This is a genomic window from Eubacteriaceae bacterium Marseille-Q4139, from assembly GCA_018223415.1.
Taxonomy (GTDB): Bacteria; Bacillota; Clostridia; order Lachnospirales; family Lachnospiraceae; genus CABSIM01.
In genome coordinates, this window is sequence record JAGTTQ010000001.1 from 3457821 (window position 1) to 3476842 (window position 19022).

At 54.2% G+C, this 19022-nt stretch carries 16 protein-coding genes and 3 tRNA genes; 16 read left to right on the top strand and 3 right to left on the bottom strand.

All coding sequences use genetic code 11. The annotated features are described in order from the left end of the window. Window position 1 precedes the first annotated feature (1 nt). From KE531_16535 to KE531_16610, 16 genes are all read left to right on the top strand, one after another. Complete coding sequence (locus KE531_16535) at window positions 2-1870, top strand: aryl-sulfate sulfotransferase (GenBank protein MBR9955200.1); 1869 nt, start codon at window positions 2-4, stop codon at window positions 1868-1870. Between the two features lie 23 nt (window positions 1871-1893). Then, window positions 1894-2343, top strand: a complete 450-nt coding sequence (locus KE531_16540; GenBank protein ID MBR9955201.1) for an HIT family protein — start codon at window positions 1894-1896, stop codon at window positions 2341-2343. 166 nt (window positions 2344-2509) lie between these two features. Continuing rightward, window positions 2510-3043 (top strand): rubrerythrin family protein, encoded by a 534-nt coding sequence (locus KE531_16545; GenBank protein MBR9955202.1) that lies wholly within the window; start codon window positions 2510-2512, stop codon window positions 3041-3043. 173 nt (window positions 3044-3216) lie between these two features. Further along, window positions 3217-3921 carry a UMP kinase gene (pyrH, locus tag KE531_16550; GenBank protein MBR9955203.1) on the top strand — a complete coding sequence of 235 codons (705 nt, stop codon included), beginning with the start codon at window positions 3217-3219 and terminating at the stop codon, window positions 3919-3921. Between the two features lie 12 nt (window positions 3922-3933). Next, window positions 3934-4488, top strand: coding sequence for a ribosome recycling factor (gene frr, locus KE531_16555; protein MBR9955204.1), 555 nt, complete (start codon window positions 3934-3936; stop codon window positions 4486-4488). Between the two features lie 217 nt (window positions 4489-4705). After that, window positions 4706-5434 carry an isoprenyl transferase gene (locus KE531_16560; GenBank protein ID MBR9955205.1) on the top strand — a complete coding sequence of 243 codons (729 nt, stop codon included), beginning with the start codon at window positions 4706-4708 and terminating at the stop codon, window positions 5432-5434. Window positions 5435-5447: 13 nt separating this feature from the next. Further along, entirely contained in the window at window positions 5448-6278 is an 831-nt protein-coding gene (locus KE531_16565; GenBank protein MBR9955206.1) for a phosphatidate cytidylyltransferase, read from the top strand. Further along, complete coding sequence (locus tag KE531_16570; GenBank protein MBR9955207.1) at window positions 6275-7447, top strand: 1-deoxy-D-xylulose-5-phosphate reductoisomerase; 1173 nt, start codon at window positions 6275-6277, stop codon at window positions 7445-7447. The genes KE531_16565 and KE531_16570 overlap by 4 nt, the downstream gene beginning before the upstream one ends. After that, on the top strand, window positions 7423-8496 hold the full coding sequence (locus tag KE531_16575) for a site-2 protease family protein (protein MBR9955208.1): 1074 nt from the start codon (window positions 7423-7425) through the stop codon (window positions 8494-8496). Before KE531_16570 ends, KE531_16575 begins: the two co-directional genes overlap by 25 nt. Before the next feature lie 13 nt (window positions 8497-8509). Beyond that, window positions 8510-9571, top strand: a complete 1062-nt coding sequence (gene ispG, locus KE531_16580) for a flavodoxin-dependent (E)-4-hydroxy-3-methylbut-2-enyl-diphosphate synthase (GenBank protein MBR9955209.1) — start codon at window positions 8510-8512, stop codon at window positions 9569-9571. A 6-nt stretch (window positions 9572-9577) separates the two neighbouring features. Next, window positions 9578-14158: a PolC-type DNA polymerase III gene (locus KE531_16585; protein MBR9955210.1), complete on the top strand. Its 4581-nt coding sequence runs from the start codon at window positions 9578-9580 to the stop codon at window positions 14156-14158. A gap of 40 nt (window positions 14159-14198) precedes the next feature. Beyond that, a complete protein-coding gene (locus KE531_16590; protein MBR9955211.1) occupies window positions 14199-15566 on the top strand; it encodes a sodium-dependent transporter in 1368 nt (455 codons plus the stop codon). A gap of 178 nt (window positions 15567-15744) precedes the next feature. Continuing rightward, a tRNA-Pro gene (locus KE531_16595) sits at window positions 15745-15818 on the top strand. Window positions 15819-15828: 10 nt separating this feature from the next. Next, window positions 15829-15900, top strand: a tRNA-Glu gene (locus KE531_16600). A gap of 3 nt (window positions 15901-15903) precedes the next feature. Then, window positions 15904-15976, top strand: a tRNA-Thr gene (locus KE531_16605). A 236-nt stretch (window positions 15977-16212) separates the two neighbouring features. Next, complete coding sequence (locus tag KE531_16610; protein ID MBR9955212.1) at window positions 16213-17169, top strand: DUF4340 domain-containing protein; 957 nt, start codon at window positions 16213-16215, stop codon at window positions 17167-17169. 42 nt (window positions 17170-17211) lie between these two features. On the opposite strand, the gene KE531_16615 is transcribed toward KE531_16610, so the two are convergent. The 3 genes from KE531_16615 to KE531_16625 all read right to left on the bottom strand — a co-directional run bounded on the left by KE531_16615 (window position 17212) and on the right by KE531_16625 (window position 19008). Continuing rightward, a complete protein-coding gene (locus KE531_16615; GenBank protein MBR9955213.1) occupies window positions 17212-17796 on the bottom strand; it encodes a chromate transporter in 585 nt (194 codons plus the stop codon). Further along, the gene (locus KE531_16620) at window positions 17796-18338 is read right to left on the bottom strand and encodes a chromate transporter (GenBank protein MBR9955214.1); all 543 of its coding nucleotides are present in this window, start codon (window positions 18336-18338) and stop codon (window positions 17796-17798) included. The genes KE531_16615 and KE531_16620 overlap by 1 nt, the downstream gene beginning before the upstream one ends. Window positions 18339-18456: 118 nt before the next feature. Continuing rightward, window positions 18457-19008, bottom strand: a complete 552-nt coding sequence (locus KE531_16625; GenBank protein MBR9955215.1) for a helix-turn-helix transcriptional regulator — start codon at window positions 19006-19008, stop codon at window positions 18457-18459. Window positions 19009-19022 lie beyond the last annotated feature (14 nt).

The window sequence follows — 19022 nt, forward strand, 5'->3', positions numbered from 1 at the left end:
TATGCCGGGGGCAAGGCACAAAAAAGTCAGCCATATCATTGAAACCCAGAGCCAGGCGGAGGAGGCATTTTTAAAAGAACTGCGAAGCGGGAGCTATACCCATGAACATCCGCTCATCGCCCATAACCTCTACGGCATCAACCCGCTGTCGGCCGTCATCGCCTTTTACACGGAAGAGGAGACGGCCGTCACCGTCACGGTTCTCGGAAAACAGGCGGCGGGAAACATCGCCCACACCTTCCCGAAAGCCAGGGAACATATCCTCCCTGTCTGCGGCCTCTACTCCGATTATGAAAACAAGGTGGAAATCCGCCTATACCAGGGAAACGCCGTCACCGTAGCCATTCCCGTGCCGGACGTGTTTGACGGAAAAAAGGTCATGGACTTCATGGACACATCGCCGGAGTATCTGAAGGATCAGCTCTTATTCGTTACGCCTGCCAGCGAAGATCTGGCGACGGCCTTCGACTATGCCGGCGATGCCAGATGGCACATGAACGTGCCCTGCGTCTTTGCCGTGAAGCAGTTAAAAAACGGAAATCTCTTAATGGGCAGCAGCCGTCTGATTCAGATGCCCTACTATATGGCCGGGCTTTATGAAATTGCGCCCTGCGGGAAAATCTATAAGGAATTCCGAGTGCCGGGCGGCTATCACCACGACCAGTTTGAGATGTCCGACGGGAACCTGTTATGCCTGACCGAAGATCTTTTTGGGGACACGGTGGAAGACATGTGCGTGCTTCTCGACCGGGAGACAGGGGAAATCCTAAAAACATGGGATTTCAAGGACATCTTGCCGGTGGGAGAGGGAAAGAGCGGGAGCTGGTCAGAGGACGACTGGTTCCATTGCAACGCCGTCTGGTACGACGAAAACACCGATTCCCTGACCTTTTCCGGCCGCCATATGGACAGTATTATAAACATAGACTATGAAAGCGGCGCCTTAAACTGGATCCTCGGCGACCCGGAGGGCTGGCCAAAGGAATGGGTAAGCAAGTATTTTTTTACGCCCGTCGGAGCAAACTTCTCCTGGCAGTATGAGCAGCACGCCTGTCTGGTGACGCCGGGCGGCGACGTGATGTGCTTTGACAACCATCATTGGGGCTCCAAGAAAAAAGAGGAATACAAGCCGGCAAAAGAAAGCTTTTCCCGCGGCGTCCGCTACCGCATCGACACGAAAAAGCGGACTATCGAGCAGGTGTGGCAGTACGGCCGCGACCTGGGCGCCGCTTTCTATTCGCCGTACATCAGCAACGTGGATTACTACGGCGAGGGCCATTATCTGATCCATTCCGGCGGCATCGCCTATGATAAGGAAGGAAATCCGTCGGAGGTTTTGGGAACCCTTGCAAAAGTGAACGGCTGCCATATGTACTCGATGACGGTGGAGCTCATGGACGGTAAGCAGATGTTAAAGATGCAGGTGTCTGGAAACTACTACCGTGCCGTAAAACTCCCGCTTTATACAAAAGGCGCGAACCTGACTTTAGGCCCCGGAAAGCTTTTAGGTTCCATGGGCATCACGAAGGAGCTGGATTTTGAGCTTCCGGCCGCATGGGAGCATGAGCTTCTTCCCGATTCCTTTGAGGCCAGGATTGAAGAGGAGAGCGACCGCTTTGTCTTTTATGGCACCTTCGAGAAGGGACAGGCCGTCGAGCTTTTACTGGAACAGGGAGACGAGGTGCACCGCTACTACATTTCCACGGCGGCCATCGAGTACCAGGCCATGTGCTGCGGCACTTTCCTGGAAAAAGACGGCAGAAAAGCCAAGCTGTCTGTCAACAAGGCCGGCCTCTCGGGAGCCTATGATGTGCGCGTCATCATAAACGATAAAAAATATGATGCGGGAGTGCAGATCACCTGCGGCTGACAGCAGCAAAGGGGGAAAAATACATGTGCATGGTATGCGACCGGATACGGATGATCCGGGAGGGAACGAACAAATATTTCGTAAAGGAGCTGGAGACCGGCTATGTCGTTCTGGGCGATTACCAGAGATTTCGCGGCTATACGCTGTTTCTCTGTAAAGAATGCCAGCCGGAGCTTCACCTTCTTAAGACAGATTTCCGAAAGAAATTCCTGGAGGAAATGGCCCTTACGGCAGAGGCCGTTTACCAGGCATTTCAGCCGGACAAATTAAACTACGAGCTTTTAGGGGCAGGGGGAAATGTGCACATGCACTGGCACATATTCCCGCGGCGAGCCGGAGATACCCCGGCGCCGGGCCCTGTCTGGCAGCTCCCGATGGAAGAGCTGTATGCCGCAAAGTACCTGCCAGGCGATGAGGAACTGGAAGAAATGAAGGCGCTCCTCCTTCGGGAACTGGAAGCTGTCCTGCCTTAAGGCATGTCTTATTTTCCAGAAAAAAAGCGAAAAACTGCAAAGACAGGGGCAAAATCAAAATTTTGTCTAAAAAATCCATAAAAGCGGAATAATGAAATTGACAAATGGAAGAATAAACCTTAAAATAAAGGTGTCACAAAATCTAATAAATGGAGGTAAAATAGAAATGGAATTAAAAGGCAGTAAGACAGAACAGAACCTGGTTGCAGCATTTGCCGGTGAGTCCCAGGCCAGAAACAAATACACATATTTCGCAAGCGTAGCAAAGAAAGAAGGCTATGAGCAGATCGCAGCAATCTTCCAGGAGACGGCTGACAACGAGAAAGAGCATGCGAAAATGTGGTTCAAAGAGCTGAAGCTCTTAGGAAACACCGCTGAGAACTTAAAGGCTGCCGCTGAAGGCGAGAATTACGAGTGGACCGATATGTATAAGACTTTCGCAGAGGAAGCCGAGGCAGAGGGCTTCGCGGAAATCGCCAGAAAATTCCGTATGGTTGCCGACATCGAAAAGACACATGAGGAGAGATACCTGAAGCTCCTTCACAACGTGGAGATGCAGCAGGTATTCGAGAAAGCGGAAGAGACCATGTGGGTTTGCAGAAACTGCGGCCACATCGTAATCGGAAAGAAAGCCCCGCAGGTATGTCCGGTATGTGCACATCCGCAGAGCTATTTCGAGATGAGAAAAGAGAACTACTAAATCCAAGCTGTCCGCGCCGGCTTTCCGGCGCGGACTTTTAAATCTCTTTGCAATTTCGGGAAAGTATGATATAATGTTCACAACGTGAAAAGCCGGGACTTAAGTCCCGCCGGCGGCTGCCCCTTACCGGCGCAGTCCCCGTCCCATGAAAATTACATAGGAGAATACAAACCATGAAAACGAGGCGAGTTTTTTTAAAGCTGAGCGGAGAAGCTCTGGCAGGGCCGAAGAAGACAGGCTTTGACGAAGAGACGGTCCGCGAGGTCGCAAGACAGGTCAAGATGTCCGTGGATGACGGCATCCAGGTGGGAATCGTCATCGGCGGCGGAAATTTCTGGCGCGGCCGCACAAGCGAAGCCATCGACAGGACAAAGGCCGACCAGATCGGGATGTTGGCGACCATCATGAACTGTATCTATGTTTCGGAGATTTTCCGGAACGCAGGCATGATGACGCAGATCTTAACGCCTTTTGAATGCGGCTCCATGACAAAGCTGTTTTCCAAGGACAGGGCCAATAAATACTTTGAAAAAGGAATGGTTGTCTTTTTTGCCGGAGGAACCGGCCATCCGTATTTCTCAACGGACACGGGCATCGCGCTCCGCGCCATCGAGATGGAAGCAGACTGCATCCTGCTTGCCAAGGCCATCGACGGCGTCTACGACAGCGATCCGAAGCTCAATCCGGAGGCGAAAAAGTATGACACGATTTCCATCCAGGAGGTCATCGACAAAAAGCTCGCCGTGGTGGATCTGACGGCATCCATCATGTGTATGGAACATAAAATGCCCATGGCGGTCTTCAGCCTGAACGAAAAGGACGGAATCGCAGAGGCAATGCGTGGAAACATTAACGGTACCATAGTTACCGCTGAATAATAGGAGGTTCTTATGCAGGACGAATTAAAGGTTTATGAAGAGAAAATGGAAAAATCCATTGAAGCCATGATGAGCGAGTTCGCTTCCATCCGTGCAGGGCGTGCAAATCCCCATGTGCTGGACAAGATTAAGGTGGATTATTACGGAACGCCGACCCCCATTCAGCAGGTGGGCAACATTTCCGTGCCGGAGGCCAGGATGATTTTAATCCAGCCCTGGGAGAAGAGCCTGATTAAGCCCATTGAGAAGGCAATCCAGACTTCGGATCTGGGCATCAACCCCAACAACGACGGAAGCTGCATCCGCCTTGTGTTCCCGGAGCTTACGGAGGACAGGCGTAAGGAGCTTGCAAAGGACATCAAGAAGAAAGGCGAAGCAGCCAAGGTTGCAGTCCGCAACATCCGCCGGGATGCCAACGACGCCTTTAAGAAGATGGAGAAAAACAACGAGATCTCTGAGGACGATTTAAAGGATGCTGAGACCGGAATCCAGAAGATCACAGATAAGGCCATTGAAAAGATTGACAAGGCAGTGGATAACAAGACGAAGGAAGTCATGACCGTTTAATGGGATAGAAAGCCCTGCGGCCTTCACTCGCTGCCGCAGCGGCCGTCTAGCAGGCGGTTCGCATAAATCAGCAGGGGGCGGGAATACCTGTCCCCTGTTTTTACGCCGCAGGGCCCTGCGCCCAGGCGGCATATGCAGTTTGCGGGAAAAGAATACGGCTGCCCGCGCATACCTTTTATCATGAGATGCCGTCTTTTCAGGCGGGGAGAGGACAGATATGGAAAACACCATGAGGATTCCGGAGCATGTGGCGATGATTCTGGACGGAAACGGGCGGTGGGCCAAAAAACGCGGCCTGCCGCGGCAGATGGGCCATAAAAAAGGCTGCGAGACGTTGGAACAGGTGGTGGAGGATGCGGCGCGGATCGGCATCCGATACCTGACGGTCTACGGCTTTTCCACGGAAAACTGGAAGCGCCCGGAGGCGGAGGTCGGCGCCCTGATGCAGCTTTTCCGTTTTTATGCCAAGCGGCTCTTAAAGATTGCAAAGGAGCATGACGTCCGCGTTAAGATGATCGGGGAGCGGAACCGATTCGCACCGGATCTTATTGCGGCCATCAACAGCCTGGAAGAAGAGACGAAGGACGCCAAAGGCATGACCTTCATTATCGCCGTAAACTACGGCGGCCGGGACGAAATCACAAGGGCCGTCAGGCGCGTGATGGAGGATGCAAAGGCCGGAAAGCTTTCGCCGGAGGAGATGGATGAAACCGTATTTTCTTCTTATCTTGATACGGCCGGGATTCCGGATCCGGATCTTCTGATCCGCACAAGCGGGGAGCTCAGGCTTTCCAATTACCTTCTGTGGCAGTTAGCCTACACGGAGCTTTACGTGACCGACTGTCTCTGGCCTGACTTTAATAAGGAAGAACTTTTAAAGGCCATCGAGACCTTCAACGGGCGCGACAGGCGCTACGGCGGCGTTTCGCAGAAGGAGACAAAGTAAGGGAGCGGGTTTCATGTTTGCAACGAGACTTTTAAGCGGCATCGTGCTGGTGGCTCTGGCCGTATTCCTGTTGTTTCAGGGCGGGCCCCTGCTGCTTTTTGTGTCCGCGGCCATATCCTTAATCGGGCTTTTTGAGCTGTACCGCGTCATGAAAATCGAGCGGGCCGTGCCAGGCGTCCTGGGATATCTGGCGGGCGGCGTTTACTACGGGCTTTTGTGGTTCCGCCTGGAGAGCGACAGTACGGCCGTCTTTTTCCTGATGATCCTGTTTCTGATGCTTCTGATGACCGTGTACGTGGTGACATTCCCGAAATACAGCACCGAACAGATCACCGTATCTTTTTTCGGCCTTTTTTACCTGGCCGTGATGTTTTCTTATGTTTACCAGGTGAGGAGCCTCGCCGACGGCCGGTTCCTCGTTTGGCTGATCCTAATCAGCTCCTGGGGCTGCGATACCTGCGCCTACTGCGCCGGGATGCTGCTTGGAAAGCATAAGCTGGCTCCGGTTTTAAGCCCGAAAAAAACTGTGGAGGGGGCCATCGGCGGCGTTTTGGGAGCGGCCCTTTTGGGATTTTTATACGGCCTTTTGATCCGCGGCAGGATGACGGAGATTTTCGAGCCGGAGTTTGTGAGCGCTGCGGCATGTGCTGTGGCGGCCGTGATTTCCCAGATCGGCGATCTTGCAGCCTCCGCCATCAAGAGGAACCACAATGTCAAAGATTACGGCCATTTGATCCCCGGTCATGGGGGCGTCCTCGACCGGTTTGACAGCATGATTTTCACGGCTCCGGCCGTCTATTTTGCCGTGCTGATTCTGCGCGCGTTACAGGAGATGCCAGTATGAAACGAATTGCAGTGTTAGGCTCCACCGGCTCCATCGGGACACAGACGTTGGAGGTGGCGAGGGCCAACGGGGACATTGAAATTGCGGCCCTTGCGGCCGGAAGGAATATCGAGCTTTTGGAAGCGCAGATCCGGGAATTTTCCCCGAAGGTCTGCGGCGTTTTTGATGAAAAAAAAGCGGGAGAGTTAAAGATGCGCGTCCGTGACACGGAGACCCGCATCGTCTCCGGTATGGAGGGGCTTTTGGAGATCGCCGCCATGGACGGATACGAAATCCTTGTGACGGCCGTCGTCGGCATGATTGGGATCCGCCCGACCGTCGCGGCCATAAAGGCGGGAAAGGACATTGCGCTGGCAAACAAGGAGACCCTTGTGACGGCCGGCCATCTGATTATCCCGTTGGCAGCGGAACATCAGGTGCGCCTGCTGCCCGTGGACAGCGAGCACAGCGCCATTTTCCAGTGCTTAAATGGCGAGCAAGGGAATAAAATAGAAAAGATTCTTTTAACGGCCTCCGGCGGCCCCTTTTACGGGAAAACCATGGAGGAATTAAAGCATGTCCGGGTGGAAGATGCCTTAAAGCACCCCAACTGGTCCATGGGGAGAAAGATTACCATCGACAGCTCCACCATGGTGAACAAGGGTTTAGAGGTCATGGAGGCCAAATGGCTGTTTGGCGTAGAGATGGACGATGTTCAGGTGGTCGTGCAGCCAAAGAGCATCATTCACTCCATGGTGCAGTTTACGGACGGCGCCGTCATGGCGCAGCTCGGGACGCCAGACATGAAGCTTCCGATCCAGTACGCCCTTTACTATCCGGAGAGGCGGCCCATGGGCGGGGAGCGGCTGGATTTCTGGAGCCTTTCGTCCATCGCCTTCGGAAAGCCGGATTTTGAGACATTTAAGGGGCTTTCCCTGGCTTACGAGGCCGGCCGCGCAGGCGGTTCCGTGCCGACAGTGTACAACGCGGCCAACGAGCGGGCCGTTGCAAAATTTTTAAACGGCTCCATTTCCTACCTTACAATTACAGAAATAATTGAAGCGGCGATGGGACATCATAAGAGAAAGGCTGCGCCGTCTCTGGAGGAAATTTTAGAGACGGAGCAGGAGACGTATGATTTCATAGAAAGCAGGTGGGGCTCAGATTGCTCGCGGCACTTCTCGTTTTAAGCATCATTGTATTGTTTCATGAGTTCGGGCATTTTCTTTTTGCAAAATTAAACGGCGTCACCGTCGTGGAATTTTCCGTGGGCTTTGGCCCCAGGCTCCTTTCCTGGGTCAGCAAAAAAAGCGGCACGCGGTATTCCTTAAAAATTTTGCCCCTGGGCGGCTCCTGCGCCATGCTGGGGGAAGACGGCGAGGAGGACGAAAACCAGGCGCCGGCCGGCCAGGCGGAGGGCTCCTTTTTATCGAAATCGCCCCTGGCAAGAATCGTCATCATCGCGGCAGGGCCTGCCTTTAACTTCCTCATGGCTTTTGCCTTTGCGCTGTTTATCGTGTTCTATGTGGGATACGATTCCCCGGAGCTGGTGGGCGTGACGGACGGGTTCCCGGCAGAGCGCGCCGGGATGCAGGCCGGGGACGTGGTGACGGGGATCGGAAACCGCCGCGTCTCCATCGCCAGGGACATCACGTTATATCTGATGGCCCATCCGGCGGAGCCGGTGAAAGTGACCTACGAGCGGCTTGATACGGCCGCGGGAACATGGGAGACGCATGAGGCTGTGCTGACGCCGGAGTATTCGGAGGAGAGCGGCTCCTATCTTTTGGGAGTCAAATTTAACGGCTACCGGACGGCTGTAAAAAATCCCCTGGAGGCTGTGAAATACGCGGCCTGCGAGGTGCGCTACGTGATCCGGTCGGTCATTGACAGCCTGCGGATGATGGTGTCCGGCTCCATCAGCTCCGACGATATTGCGGGGCCGGTGCGGATCGTGACGATCATCGACGATACGGTGGAAGAGGCGAAGGAGTACGGCTTTCTTACGGTGCTTTTAAATGTTTTAAACCTGTCGGTGCTGTTTTCTGCAAACCTGGGCGTCATGAACCTTCTGCCGCTTCCGGCTCTGGACGGCGGGCGGCTCGTGTTCTTATTTCTCGAGCTTCTTCGCGGAAAGCCGGTGGACCAGCGGTTCGAGGGCGCCGTCCATCTGACGGGCATGGCGCTTCTCATGGCGTTTATGGTGTTTGTAATTTTCAACGATTTCAGGAATATTTAACGGAGGGAGATTCATGTACAGGGAACATACGAAGGTAATTTCCATCGGGGACAAAAAGATCGGAGGCGGAAATCCCGTCCTGATCCAGTCTATGTGCAATACGAAAACCGAGGATGTGAAGGCCACCGTGAGCCAGATCCTTGCTTTGGAGGCCGCCGGCTGCGACATCATCCGCGTGGCCGTTCCCACCATGGAGGCGGCTGCGGCTCTCCGTTCCATTAAAAAACAGATTCATATCCCGCTGGTGGCCGACATCCATTTCGACTACCGGCTGGCCATCGCAGCCATCGAAAGCGGCGCAGACAAGATCCGCATCAATCCAGGGAACATCGGCGCTAGGGAGCGGGTCGAGGCCGTGGTGGAGAAGGCGAAGGAGTACGGGATTCCGATCCGCGTCGGCGTCAACAGCGGTTCCCTGGAAAAGGAGCTGGTGGAAAAGTACGGCGGCGTGACGGCCGAAGCCCTGGTGGAGAGCGCCTTAAAGCAGGTAAAGCTCATCGAGGAGATGGGCTATGACAATCTCGTCATCAGCATCAAGTCCTCGGACGTCCTCATGTGCGTAAAAGCCCATGAGCTGATTGCAAAGGAAAGCCGCTACCCGCTCCATGTGGGAATCACCGAATCGGGAACACTGCTTTCCGGAAACATCAAATCGTCGGTGGGCCTGGGGATCATTCTCTATGAAGGCATCGGCGATACCATCCGCGTTTCCCTGACCGGCGACCCCGTCGAGGAAATTAAGAGCGCGAAGCTGATTTTAAAGACGCTGGGCTTACGGAAGGGCGGCGTCGAGGTGGTTTCCTGTCCCACATGCGGGCGGACGAAGATCGACCTGATCGGCCTGGCAAACCAGGTGGAGGACATGGTAAAGGACATCGACCTGGATATTAAGGTGGCCGTCATGGGCTGCGTCGTCAACGGGCCGGGAGAAGCCAGGGAGGCGGATATCGGCATTGCAGGCGGCATCGGCGAGGGCCTTCTTATTAAAAAGGGAGAAATCATCAAGAAGCTTCCGGAAAATGAGCTGCTTCCCGCACTGAGGGACGAGCTTCTTAAAATGCAAAAGGGTATGTGATATTGTATGGAAAAACCGTTTTTGAAGGTATTCCCGGGATTACATATTGCGGACGAGCTTAGAGAGCTTTTGAATCTTGTCATGGTGGAGAAGGTTTCCATGACGAAGGACAGAAGCTCTATTCGTATTTATATTGTAAGCCCGCGTCTGATTCATAAAAAGAACATTTACAGCCTGGAGGACGGCATCGCAAAGCAGCTTTTCCCGGGGCGGATCCTCGATGTGAAGATTCAGGAAAAATACCGCCTGTCGGCCCAGTACACGCCGAGAAAGCTTTTTGAGGTCTATAAGGACAGCATCCAGACGGAGTTTAAGCGGTTCGGGATGCTGGAGTACAACATTTTACGGCGGGCGAAGGCGGAATTTGCGGCCGAGGACAGCCTGGTGATGACCATTGAGGACAACCTGATTTACAGGGAGCGGTCGAAAGAGGTGGCCCGGGTACTGGAAAAGATCTTTACCGAGCGGTGCGGGCTTACGGCCGAGGTGAAGTTTGAATTTACGGAGCCTCCTAAAAAAGAGGAGCCGGCAGAGCTTCTCTACGAGCCCTTTGGGAAAGAGACGGCCGGCGAAGATTACCTGTCCGGGGCGGACGCGGCCTATCTTTCGGACGCGGCGGACGGCCAGATGCCATGGGAGGGCGGCCGGACAGCGGCTTCCAAAGAAAAGAGCGGAAATTCCGCCGCCATGTCTTCGGATAAGGCAAAGAAAGCCCCGGAAAAGAAGGCGGCTCCTGCCGGCGCACCAAAGGGGCAGGGCGCAGAAAAGAAAAAGGAATTCGGCAAAAAGACCTTCGGGGAATTCAAGAAGGGAGACGGCGGCTCCGGCTTTAAGCGCGGCGAGGGCGGCCGTCCGCCGTACCGGAAATCGGAAAATCCCGACGTGCTGTTTGGAAGGGATTTTGACAGCGAGCCCATGGAGATCCGTGAAATCATCGGCGAAATCGGCGATGTGACCGTCCGTGGAAAAATCCTGCGGGTGGAAAAAAGAGAGCTTAAGAGCGGGAAAAAGCTCCTGATCTTCGACATCACCGACTTTACGGACAGCATTACGGTGAAGATGTTCTTAAAAGAAGAGCAGGAGGAGGACGCCGGGAAGGCCGTCGCCGAGGGAAGCTTCATTAAGCTCCACGGCATCACCACCATTGACCGGTTCGACGGGGAATTAACCATCGGCTCTGTCTCCGGCATCAAGAAATGCGAGGACTTCACGTCGAAGCGGGTGGACAACAGCCCGGTCAAACGGGTGGAGCTCCACTGCCACACGAAGATGAGCGATATGGATGGGGTGTCCGAGGTGAAGGACATCATTAAACGCGCAAAAAAATGGGGGATGCCGGCCCTGGCCGTGACGGATCACGGCTGCGTGCAGGCGTTTCCGGATGCCAACCATGCCCTCGACAAGGGCGATTCCTTCAAAGTCCTGTACGGCGTCGAGGGCTATCTTGTGGACGATATGAAGGAAATCGTCGAAAATTCCAGGAACCAGAGTTTAGACGGGAGCTTTGTGGTTTTCGACATCGAAACCACCGGCTTTTCGCCGTCGAAAAATAAAATCATCGAGATCGGCGCCGTCAAGGTGGAAAACGGGGAGATCACCGGCCGTTTCAGCGAGTTCGTGAACCCCGATGTGCCGATCCCCTTTGACATCGAGCGCCTCACCGGCATCAACGACGCCATGGTGATGGACGCGGAAAAGATTGACGTGATCCTGCCGAAATTCCTCGCTTTCTGCGGCGATGCGGTACTGGTGGCCCACAACGCCTCTTTCGACGTGAGCTTTATCAGCCACAACGCGGCTGAGCTGGGCCTTGCCTTTTCGCCGACGGTGCTGGACACGGTTGCCCTGGCAAGAGTCCTGCTTCCAAATTTAAACCGGTACAAGCTGGACACGGTGGCGAAGGCCGTGGGCGTGTCGCTGGAGCACCACCACCGGGCCGTGGACGACGCGGAGGCGACGGCCGGGATTTTCCTGGCCTTTGAGCAGAAATTAAAGGACGGCCACGGCATGAGAACCCTGGATGATCTGAACGTGTTTAACAAGGTGAGCGATGAGACCATCATGAAGATGCCCACCTACCACGTCATCATCCTGGCGGCCAACGACCTGGGGCGGGTGAACCTTTACCGGCTCGTGTCCTGGTCCCATATCCGGTTCTTTTCCAGGCGCCCGAGGATCCCGAAGAGTCTTTTAAACGAGTACCGGGAGGGCCTCATCATCGGTTCGGCCTGCGAGGCGGGTGAGCTTTACCAGGCGATTTTAAGAGGCGTGGGAGACGCCGAGCTTTCCAGGCTCGTGCGGTTTTATGACTATCTGGAAATCCAGCCGCTTGGGAACAACATGTTCATGCTCCAGGATGAAAAGAGTACCGTAAAAACCGTGGCGGATCTGGAAAACATCAACAAAAAGATTGTGGATCTTGGCGAGCAGTTTGGAAAGCCGGTGTGCGCCACCTGCGACGTGCATTTTCTCGATCCCGAGGATGAGATCTACCGGCGGATTTTAATGGCCGGCCAGGGCTTTAAGGACAGCGACGAACAGGCGCCTCTTTACCTTCGCACGACCGAGGAGATGCTGGCGGAGTTTGAATATCTTGGGAGCGATAAGGCCTATGAGGTGGTGGTGACGAACACGAGGAAGATTGCCGACATGTGCGAGCCCATCGCGCCGGTGCGGCCCGACAAGTGCCCGCCGGTCATCGAAAATTCCGACGAGACCCTGCGGAACATCTGCTACAACAAGGCCCATGAGATGTACGGGGAAAATCTTCCGAAAATCGTTACCGACCGGCTGGAGCGGGAGTTAAATTCCATCATCTCCAACGGCTTTGCCGTCATGTACATCATCGCCCAGAAGCTGGTGTGGAAGTCCAACGAGGATGGCTATCTCGTCGGTTCGAGAGGTTCCGTCGGCTCGTCCTTCGTGGCGACTATGTCGGGAATCACGGAGGTAAACCCTCTAAGCCCCCATTATTACTGCACCAACTGCCACTACTATGACTTCGATTCGGAGGAAGTGAAGAAGTATTCCGGTATGGCCGGCTGTGACATGCCGGACAAGGTGTGCCCGGTTTGCGGGGCGCCCCTGAAAAAAGACGGCTTTGATATCCCCTTTGAGACGTTCCTCGGCTTTAAGGGCGATAAAGAGCCGGATATCGACTTGAACTTTTCCGGCGAGTACCAGAGCCGGGCCCACGACTATACCGAGGTCATTTTCGGAAAGGGCCAGACCTTCCGCGCCGGCACCATCGGCACCCTGGCCGACAAGACGGCTTACGGCTATGTGAAGAACTATTTTGAAGAGCACAACGAGAGGAAGCGGAACTGCGAAATCAACCGCATCGTCCAGGGCTGTGTCGGCGTCCGCAGGACGACGGGACAGCACCCGGGCGGCATTGTCGTCCTTCCGTTAGGCGAGATGATCTACTCGTTCACGCCGGTTCAGCATCCGGCCAACGACATGACGACGAAGACCATCACGACCCACTTTGACTATCACTCCATCGATCACAACCTGCTGAAGCTGGACATCCTCGGACACGATGATCCCACCATGATCCGCATGCTCCAGGACTTAATCGGCCTTGACCCGGTAAAGGACATCCCGCTGGACTGCAAGGAGGTCATGAGCCTGTTCCAGAACACGTCGGCCCTCGGCATCACGCCGGAGGACATCGGCGGCTGCAAGCTGGGCGCCCTTGGCGTTCCGGAGTTCGGAACGGATTTCGCCATGCAGATGCTCCTGGACACGAAGCCAAAGTATTTCTCCGATCTTGTGCGGATCGCCGGGCTGGCCCACGGAACCGACGTCTGGCTTGGAAATGCTCAGACGCTCATCCAGGAGGGGAAGGCCACCATTCAGACGGCCATCTGTACCCGTGACGACATCATGGTGTATTTGATCCAGCAGGGGCTTGAAGAAGGCACGGCCTTTACGATCATGGAGTCCGTCCGAAAGGGCAAGGGCTTAAAGCCGGAGTGGGAGGAGGAGATGACGAAGCACGGCGTGCCGGACTGGTACATCTGGTCGTGCAAGAAGATCAAGTACATGTTCCCCAAGGCCCATGCGGCGGCCTACGTCATGATGGCGTGGCGCATCGCCTACTGCAAGGTCTTTTACCCGCTTGCCTACTATGCGGCGTTTTTCAGCATCCGCGCCAGCGCCTTTTCCTATGAGCTCATGTGCCTGGGACGTGAGAAGCTGGAATTCCATCTGGCTGACTATAAGAGGCGCTCCGACAGCCTTTCCAAGAAGGAGCAGGATTCCCTGCGCGACATGCGCGTCGTCCAGGAGATGTACGCCAGGGGCTTTGATTTCCTGCCCATCGACATCTATAAGGCCAAGGCAAGGCATTTCCAGATCATCGGCGACAAGCTGATGCCGTCCTTAAGCAGCATCGACGGACTCGGGGAAAAGGCGGCCGATTCCATCGAGGAGGCGGCCAAGGACGGGAAATTCCTGTCGAAGGAGGACTTCAGGAACAGGACGAAGGTCAGCAAGACCATCTGCGATCTGATGGCAGAGCTGGGGATTTTAGGCGACCTGCCGGAGACGAACCAGCTTTCGCTCTTTGACTTTGCCATCTGATGCAGGAAAAAACAGAAAACAAAAGGGAGTATGAAAAAGTATGGAACGAGAAAAATTTTCCACCAGGCTCGGGTTCATCCTGATTTCCGCAGGCTGTGCCATCGGGCTTGGGAACGTGTGGCGCTTTCCGTATATCGTAGGGGAATACGGCGGAGCTGCTTTTGTGCTGATTTATCTGGCTTTTCTGGTGGCTCTGGGGCTGCCGATCATCGTCATGGAGTATTCCGTTGGGCGTGCCAGCCAAAAGAGTGCGGCGCTGTCCTTTGACGTGCTGGAGCCAAAAGGGACGAAGTGGCACCTCAATAAGTATCTGGCCATGGCAGGAAACTATATCCTGATGATGTTTTACACGACGGTCGGCGGCTGGATGGTGTATTATTTCGTAAAGATGGCCGCCGGCGGCTTTGAAGGCCTGGACGCAGAGCAGGTAGGCGGCGTGTTTTCCGGCCTTTTGGCCGATCCGGTTACGATGACCGGGTACATGGTGTTTACGGTCGTTGTCTGCTTTCTGATTTGCGCCGGAGGGCTCCAGAAGGGCGTCGAGCGGATCACAAAGGTGATGATGCTCTGCCTGTTTGCGCTGATGGTGGTGCTGGCCGTAAACTCCGTCCTGCTTGAGGGCGGTGAGGCAGGCCTGGAGTTTTATTTGAAGCCGGATTTTGGGAAGATGGCGGAGGCAGGCTTCGGGGAGGCTGTGTTTGCGGCGCTGGGGCAGTCCTTCTTTACCTTAAGCATCGGCATCGGCGCCCTGGCGATTTTCGGAAGCTACATCGGAAAGGAAAAGCGTCTGGCGGGAGAAGCTGTCAGCGTGCTGGTTCTCGATACGTTCGTGGCTTTCATGGCGGGGCTTATCATTTTCCCGGCCTGCTTTGCCTACGGAATCGAGGCAGATTCCGGCCCGTCCTTAATTTTCGTGACGCTGCCCAACGTGTTCAACCACATGGCAGGCGGCCGTGTCTGGGGGACGCTGTTTTTCCTGTTTATGTCCTTCGCGGCGTATTCGACGGTCATTGCCGTGTTCCAGAACATCATTTCCTTTGCCACGGATCTGACTGGATGCAGCATAAAGAAGGCGGCCATGGCAAACATGGCGGCAGTGATCCTGCTTTCCATGCCGTGCGTCCTGGGCTTTAACGTGTGGTCGTCCATCCAGCCCCTCGGCGCAGGAAGCACGATTCAGGATCTGGAGGACTTTATCGTCAGCAACAACCTCCTTCCCATCGGCAGCATGATCTATCTTTTGTTCTGCACGCGCAAATGCGGCTGGGGGTTTGAGAATTTCCTAAAGGAGGCCAACGCGGGAGAGGGGTTAAAGTTCCCGCGGGGCGTCCGGTTCTACGTGTCCTATGTCCTGCCGGTGATCGTGTTTGCGATCTTTTTGCAGGGATATTGGGCCAAGTTTGCGTAGAACCGCGGCCCTGTGAGAAAGCCCCGGGCTGGCGGCGGATGTTTCCGTTTGGGAAGTTTCCGCCCCGGCCTTTGGGGGCGTTCCCCAGGCGGAAAAAGAAGTTTGCCAAATTGTTTAAAAAAATTTGAAAAATGTGATTGACATTTTCTGGTTTTTATATTATACTACCAAACGTAATCGAGGCGTGGCTCAGTTTGGTAGAGCGCTGCGTTCGGGACGCAGAGGCCGCAGGTTCGAATCCTGTCGCCTCGATGCCCAATACGGCCTGTTGGTCAAGCGGTCAAGACGACGCCCTCTCACGGCGTAAACCCGGGTTCGATTCCCGGACAGGTCATTTGCTTCCGTGGCTCAGTTGGTAGAGCAACGCATTCGTAATGCGTGGGTCGCCGGTTCGAGTCCGGCCGGGAGCTTGAAAAGACATCGTTTTTGGACGGTGTCTTTTTTTTGCAAAGTCTTACATTTCCTGGTAGCAAACATTACGAAATTATTAGAAAATCCCGTAAGCCCCAATCGGCCTTGAATTTTGGAAAACCATATGATATCATTAAGCGGTCATGTGGACGGAAAAAAGATTGCCGGCTTCACAGAAAAAACACAGGAATGCTTTATAATAGGCAGAAGAACAACGACGGAAGGATGAAGAAATATGAGAAAATATAAACTTGTACTGCTTGCAGCCATGATGGCGTCAGTGACGGCGGCAGCCGCCGGCTGTTCCGGAGGCGGAGGCACATCGGCCCCGAACGTCACCCTGGCGACAGTGGCAGCCGCAGACCATACGGTAGAGGACGACGGGACAGAGGCTTCTGTCGAGCTTTTATCCCTTCAGAGCCCCATTGAATTCTGTTACAGCTATTACAATACGGACATGCTGTTTGTGATGGAGGACGGCAAGTGGACGGATATGATGGTTCCGGAGACGCCCATCAACCAGGAAATGTTTAACTCCATGGCAGACAAGTTCCTGAATTTAAAGGCCATCGAAAAGGTGGAAAACCCAAAGACCATGGAAGAGTACAACATGGATTATCCGGCATATTCTCTGTATCTGACGGACGGTGAAAAGGGCGCAGTTGAAATCACCATCGGGGATCAGGATGAAAACGGCAATTACTATGCGACGCTGGACGGGGAGAATTTTTACCTGTTAAAGAAGAGCACGGTGGAGTCCCTGATTATGGAGTACGACGATCTTGTGGTGAAGGATACGCTGGATCTTACGGTGGCACCGGAGGACATCAAAAAGGCGTCTGTGACATATAAGGGAAAGACGACGTCTTATAAGAGCTCCGACACGGAAGCCATGACGCGGATTGCAGACGGCCTTACGAGGCTGAAGCCGGACTGGTTCTCTGATTACTATGCATCGGCATCCTCGCTTCAGGGCACAGAGCTTGACGAGGAAGGCCGGATCACCTTCACAGCGGAGCTTGACATGAACGGGGAGACCCAGTCGGTGACGGTCTATATCGGAATCGCTTCCGACGTAGAGGGCCTGTACCATTATGTACAGCTTGAGGGCTCCGACATGATCTGCTACGTGGAGACGGAAATTCTCGACAGCCTGTTAAACGGAAACAGTGCGCTGACAGAAATTGGATAATGGATAAAAATTAGACGGCCTGCCGCAAAGCAGACCGTCTTTTTATACCCCTCCGAACCGGAACACAATTCCGATCACAGCCGAGGCGGCGATGAAGACAACCGGATGGAGATCCTTTGTCTTTTTTACAAGATTCGTGAACACATAGAGGACAACGATTAAGAGGACGCTCTCGATATTGATGAGATCGGTGAGCTTTCCCGTGGCCTCATAGAGCTCTTTCTGGAACAGCACCAGGACGGCGACGCTTAAGCCTGCCGCGGCGATGAGGCCGGTGGAAGCTGGGCGCAGGCCGTAGAAGGCGGACTGGACGTACTTGCTGTCCTTAAAGGCCTTTAAAAACCCGGCGATAATCAGGATGATAATGATGGACGGCGTAATGAGGCCGATTGTTGCGACGACGGCGCCTGAAATCCCTGCCGTCGTAAAGCCGACGTAGGTTGCCATGTTGACGCCGATGGGGCCCGGCGTGGACTCGGAGATCGCCACCATGTCGGCGAGCTGTCCGTAGGTGAACCAGCCGGTCGTGTCGGAAATATCATAGAGGAACGGAAGCGTTGCCATTCCGCCGCCGATGGCAAAGAGCCCGGCTTTGAAAAATTCATAAAAAAGCTGTAAATAAATCATCATTTCTTTGCGGCCTCCTTATTCTTAACGATGATCCCGAACAGTGCGGCCAGGATGATGAAGACCACCGGGGACAGGCTCGTGAGGGCAGAGCCCAAAAGCACCAGAATAAAGACTGCAAACGTAGGCTTATCAATGACCGACTTTTTCCAGAGCTTTACGACTGCGTTGAAGATCAATACACAGACGCAGACGCGGATGCCGGCGAAGGCATTCTGAACGATGGCCAGATGGGCAAAATTCTGGATGAATGCGGCGATAATCGTGATGATGATGAGGGACGGGAAAACGACACCCAGGGTGGCAATGATGCCGCCGCTGATTCCGGCTGTTTTCTGGCCCACAAAGGTGGCTGTATTGACGGCAATGATGCCGGGGGTACATTGTCCGATGGCATAATAGTCCATCAGTTCTTCTTCTGTCGCCCAGCCGCGTTTTTCCACGACCTCCTTCTGGAGCATCGGGAGCATGGCGTAGCCGCCCCCGAAGGTGAGGCCGCCGATCCGGGCGAAGGTGAAGAAGAGATCCATAAGCTTGTTCATGATGACTCTCCTTTTCAAATAGAAATCTCTATGTAAGAATATAGCAGAACGCGGCAAAAATCAATGCTCATTTTCGGCTTTTTGCAACTTGTGCGGCAAATTAGCAGAAAAGCCGCCGTCATGTGCCGTAATAGATTAACATGCTCAGTTCGGCCGCACCGGTGCCTGTATTTTTGTAGGTATGGGGCGCGTCGGCATAAAAGCGGATGGAATCGCCTTTTGAGAGGCGGAAGGTCTGATCGGAAACGGAGATTTCTGCCTCGCCGGAGAAAATGGTAATGTATTCTTCGGAGCCAGGAAGGTGGGGGGCAGCGGCCAGAAAGCCGTTTTCCTCGATGACAATGCGGTAAATTTCAAACTGTTTTTTCTCATCGAAAGCAAAAATCGGGTAGTTTAAGTAACGGCCGCCATCCTCGGACAATGGCCGGATTTCGTCCTGGCGAATTACGGCCACCTCCCCGCCCCGGTTTTCCAGAAGAGATGTAAAAGAGACCTTATAGCCGTTTGCAATTTTCCATAAGACGGAAATGGTGGGATTCACCTCCCCTTTTTCAATCTGTGCTAACATGCTCCTGGAGACGCCGGTCACGGCGGCAGCGGCATCCAGAGTCAGTTTTTTCTGCTCCCGAAGCTTTCTGGCATTGGCCGCAACAATATTTGTGACATCCATAGATTGAACTCCTT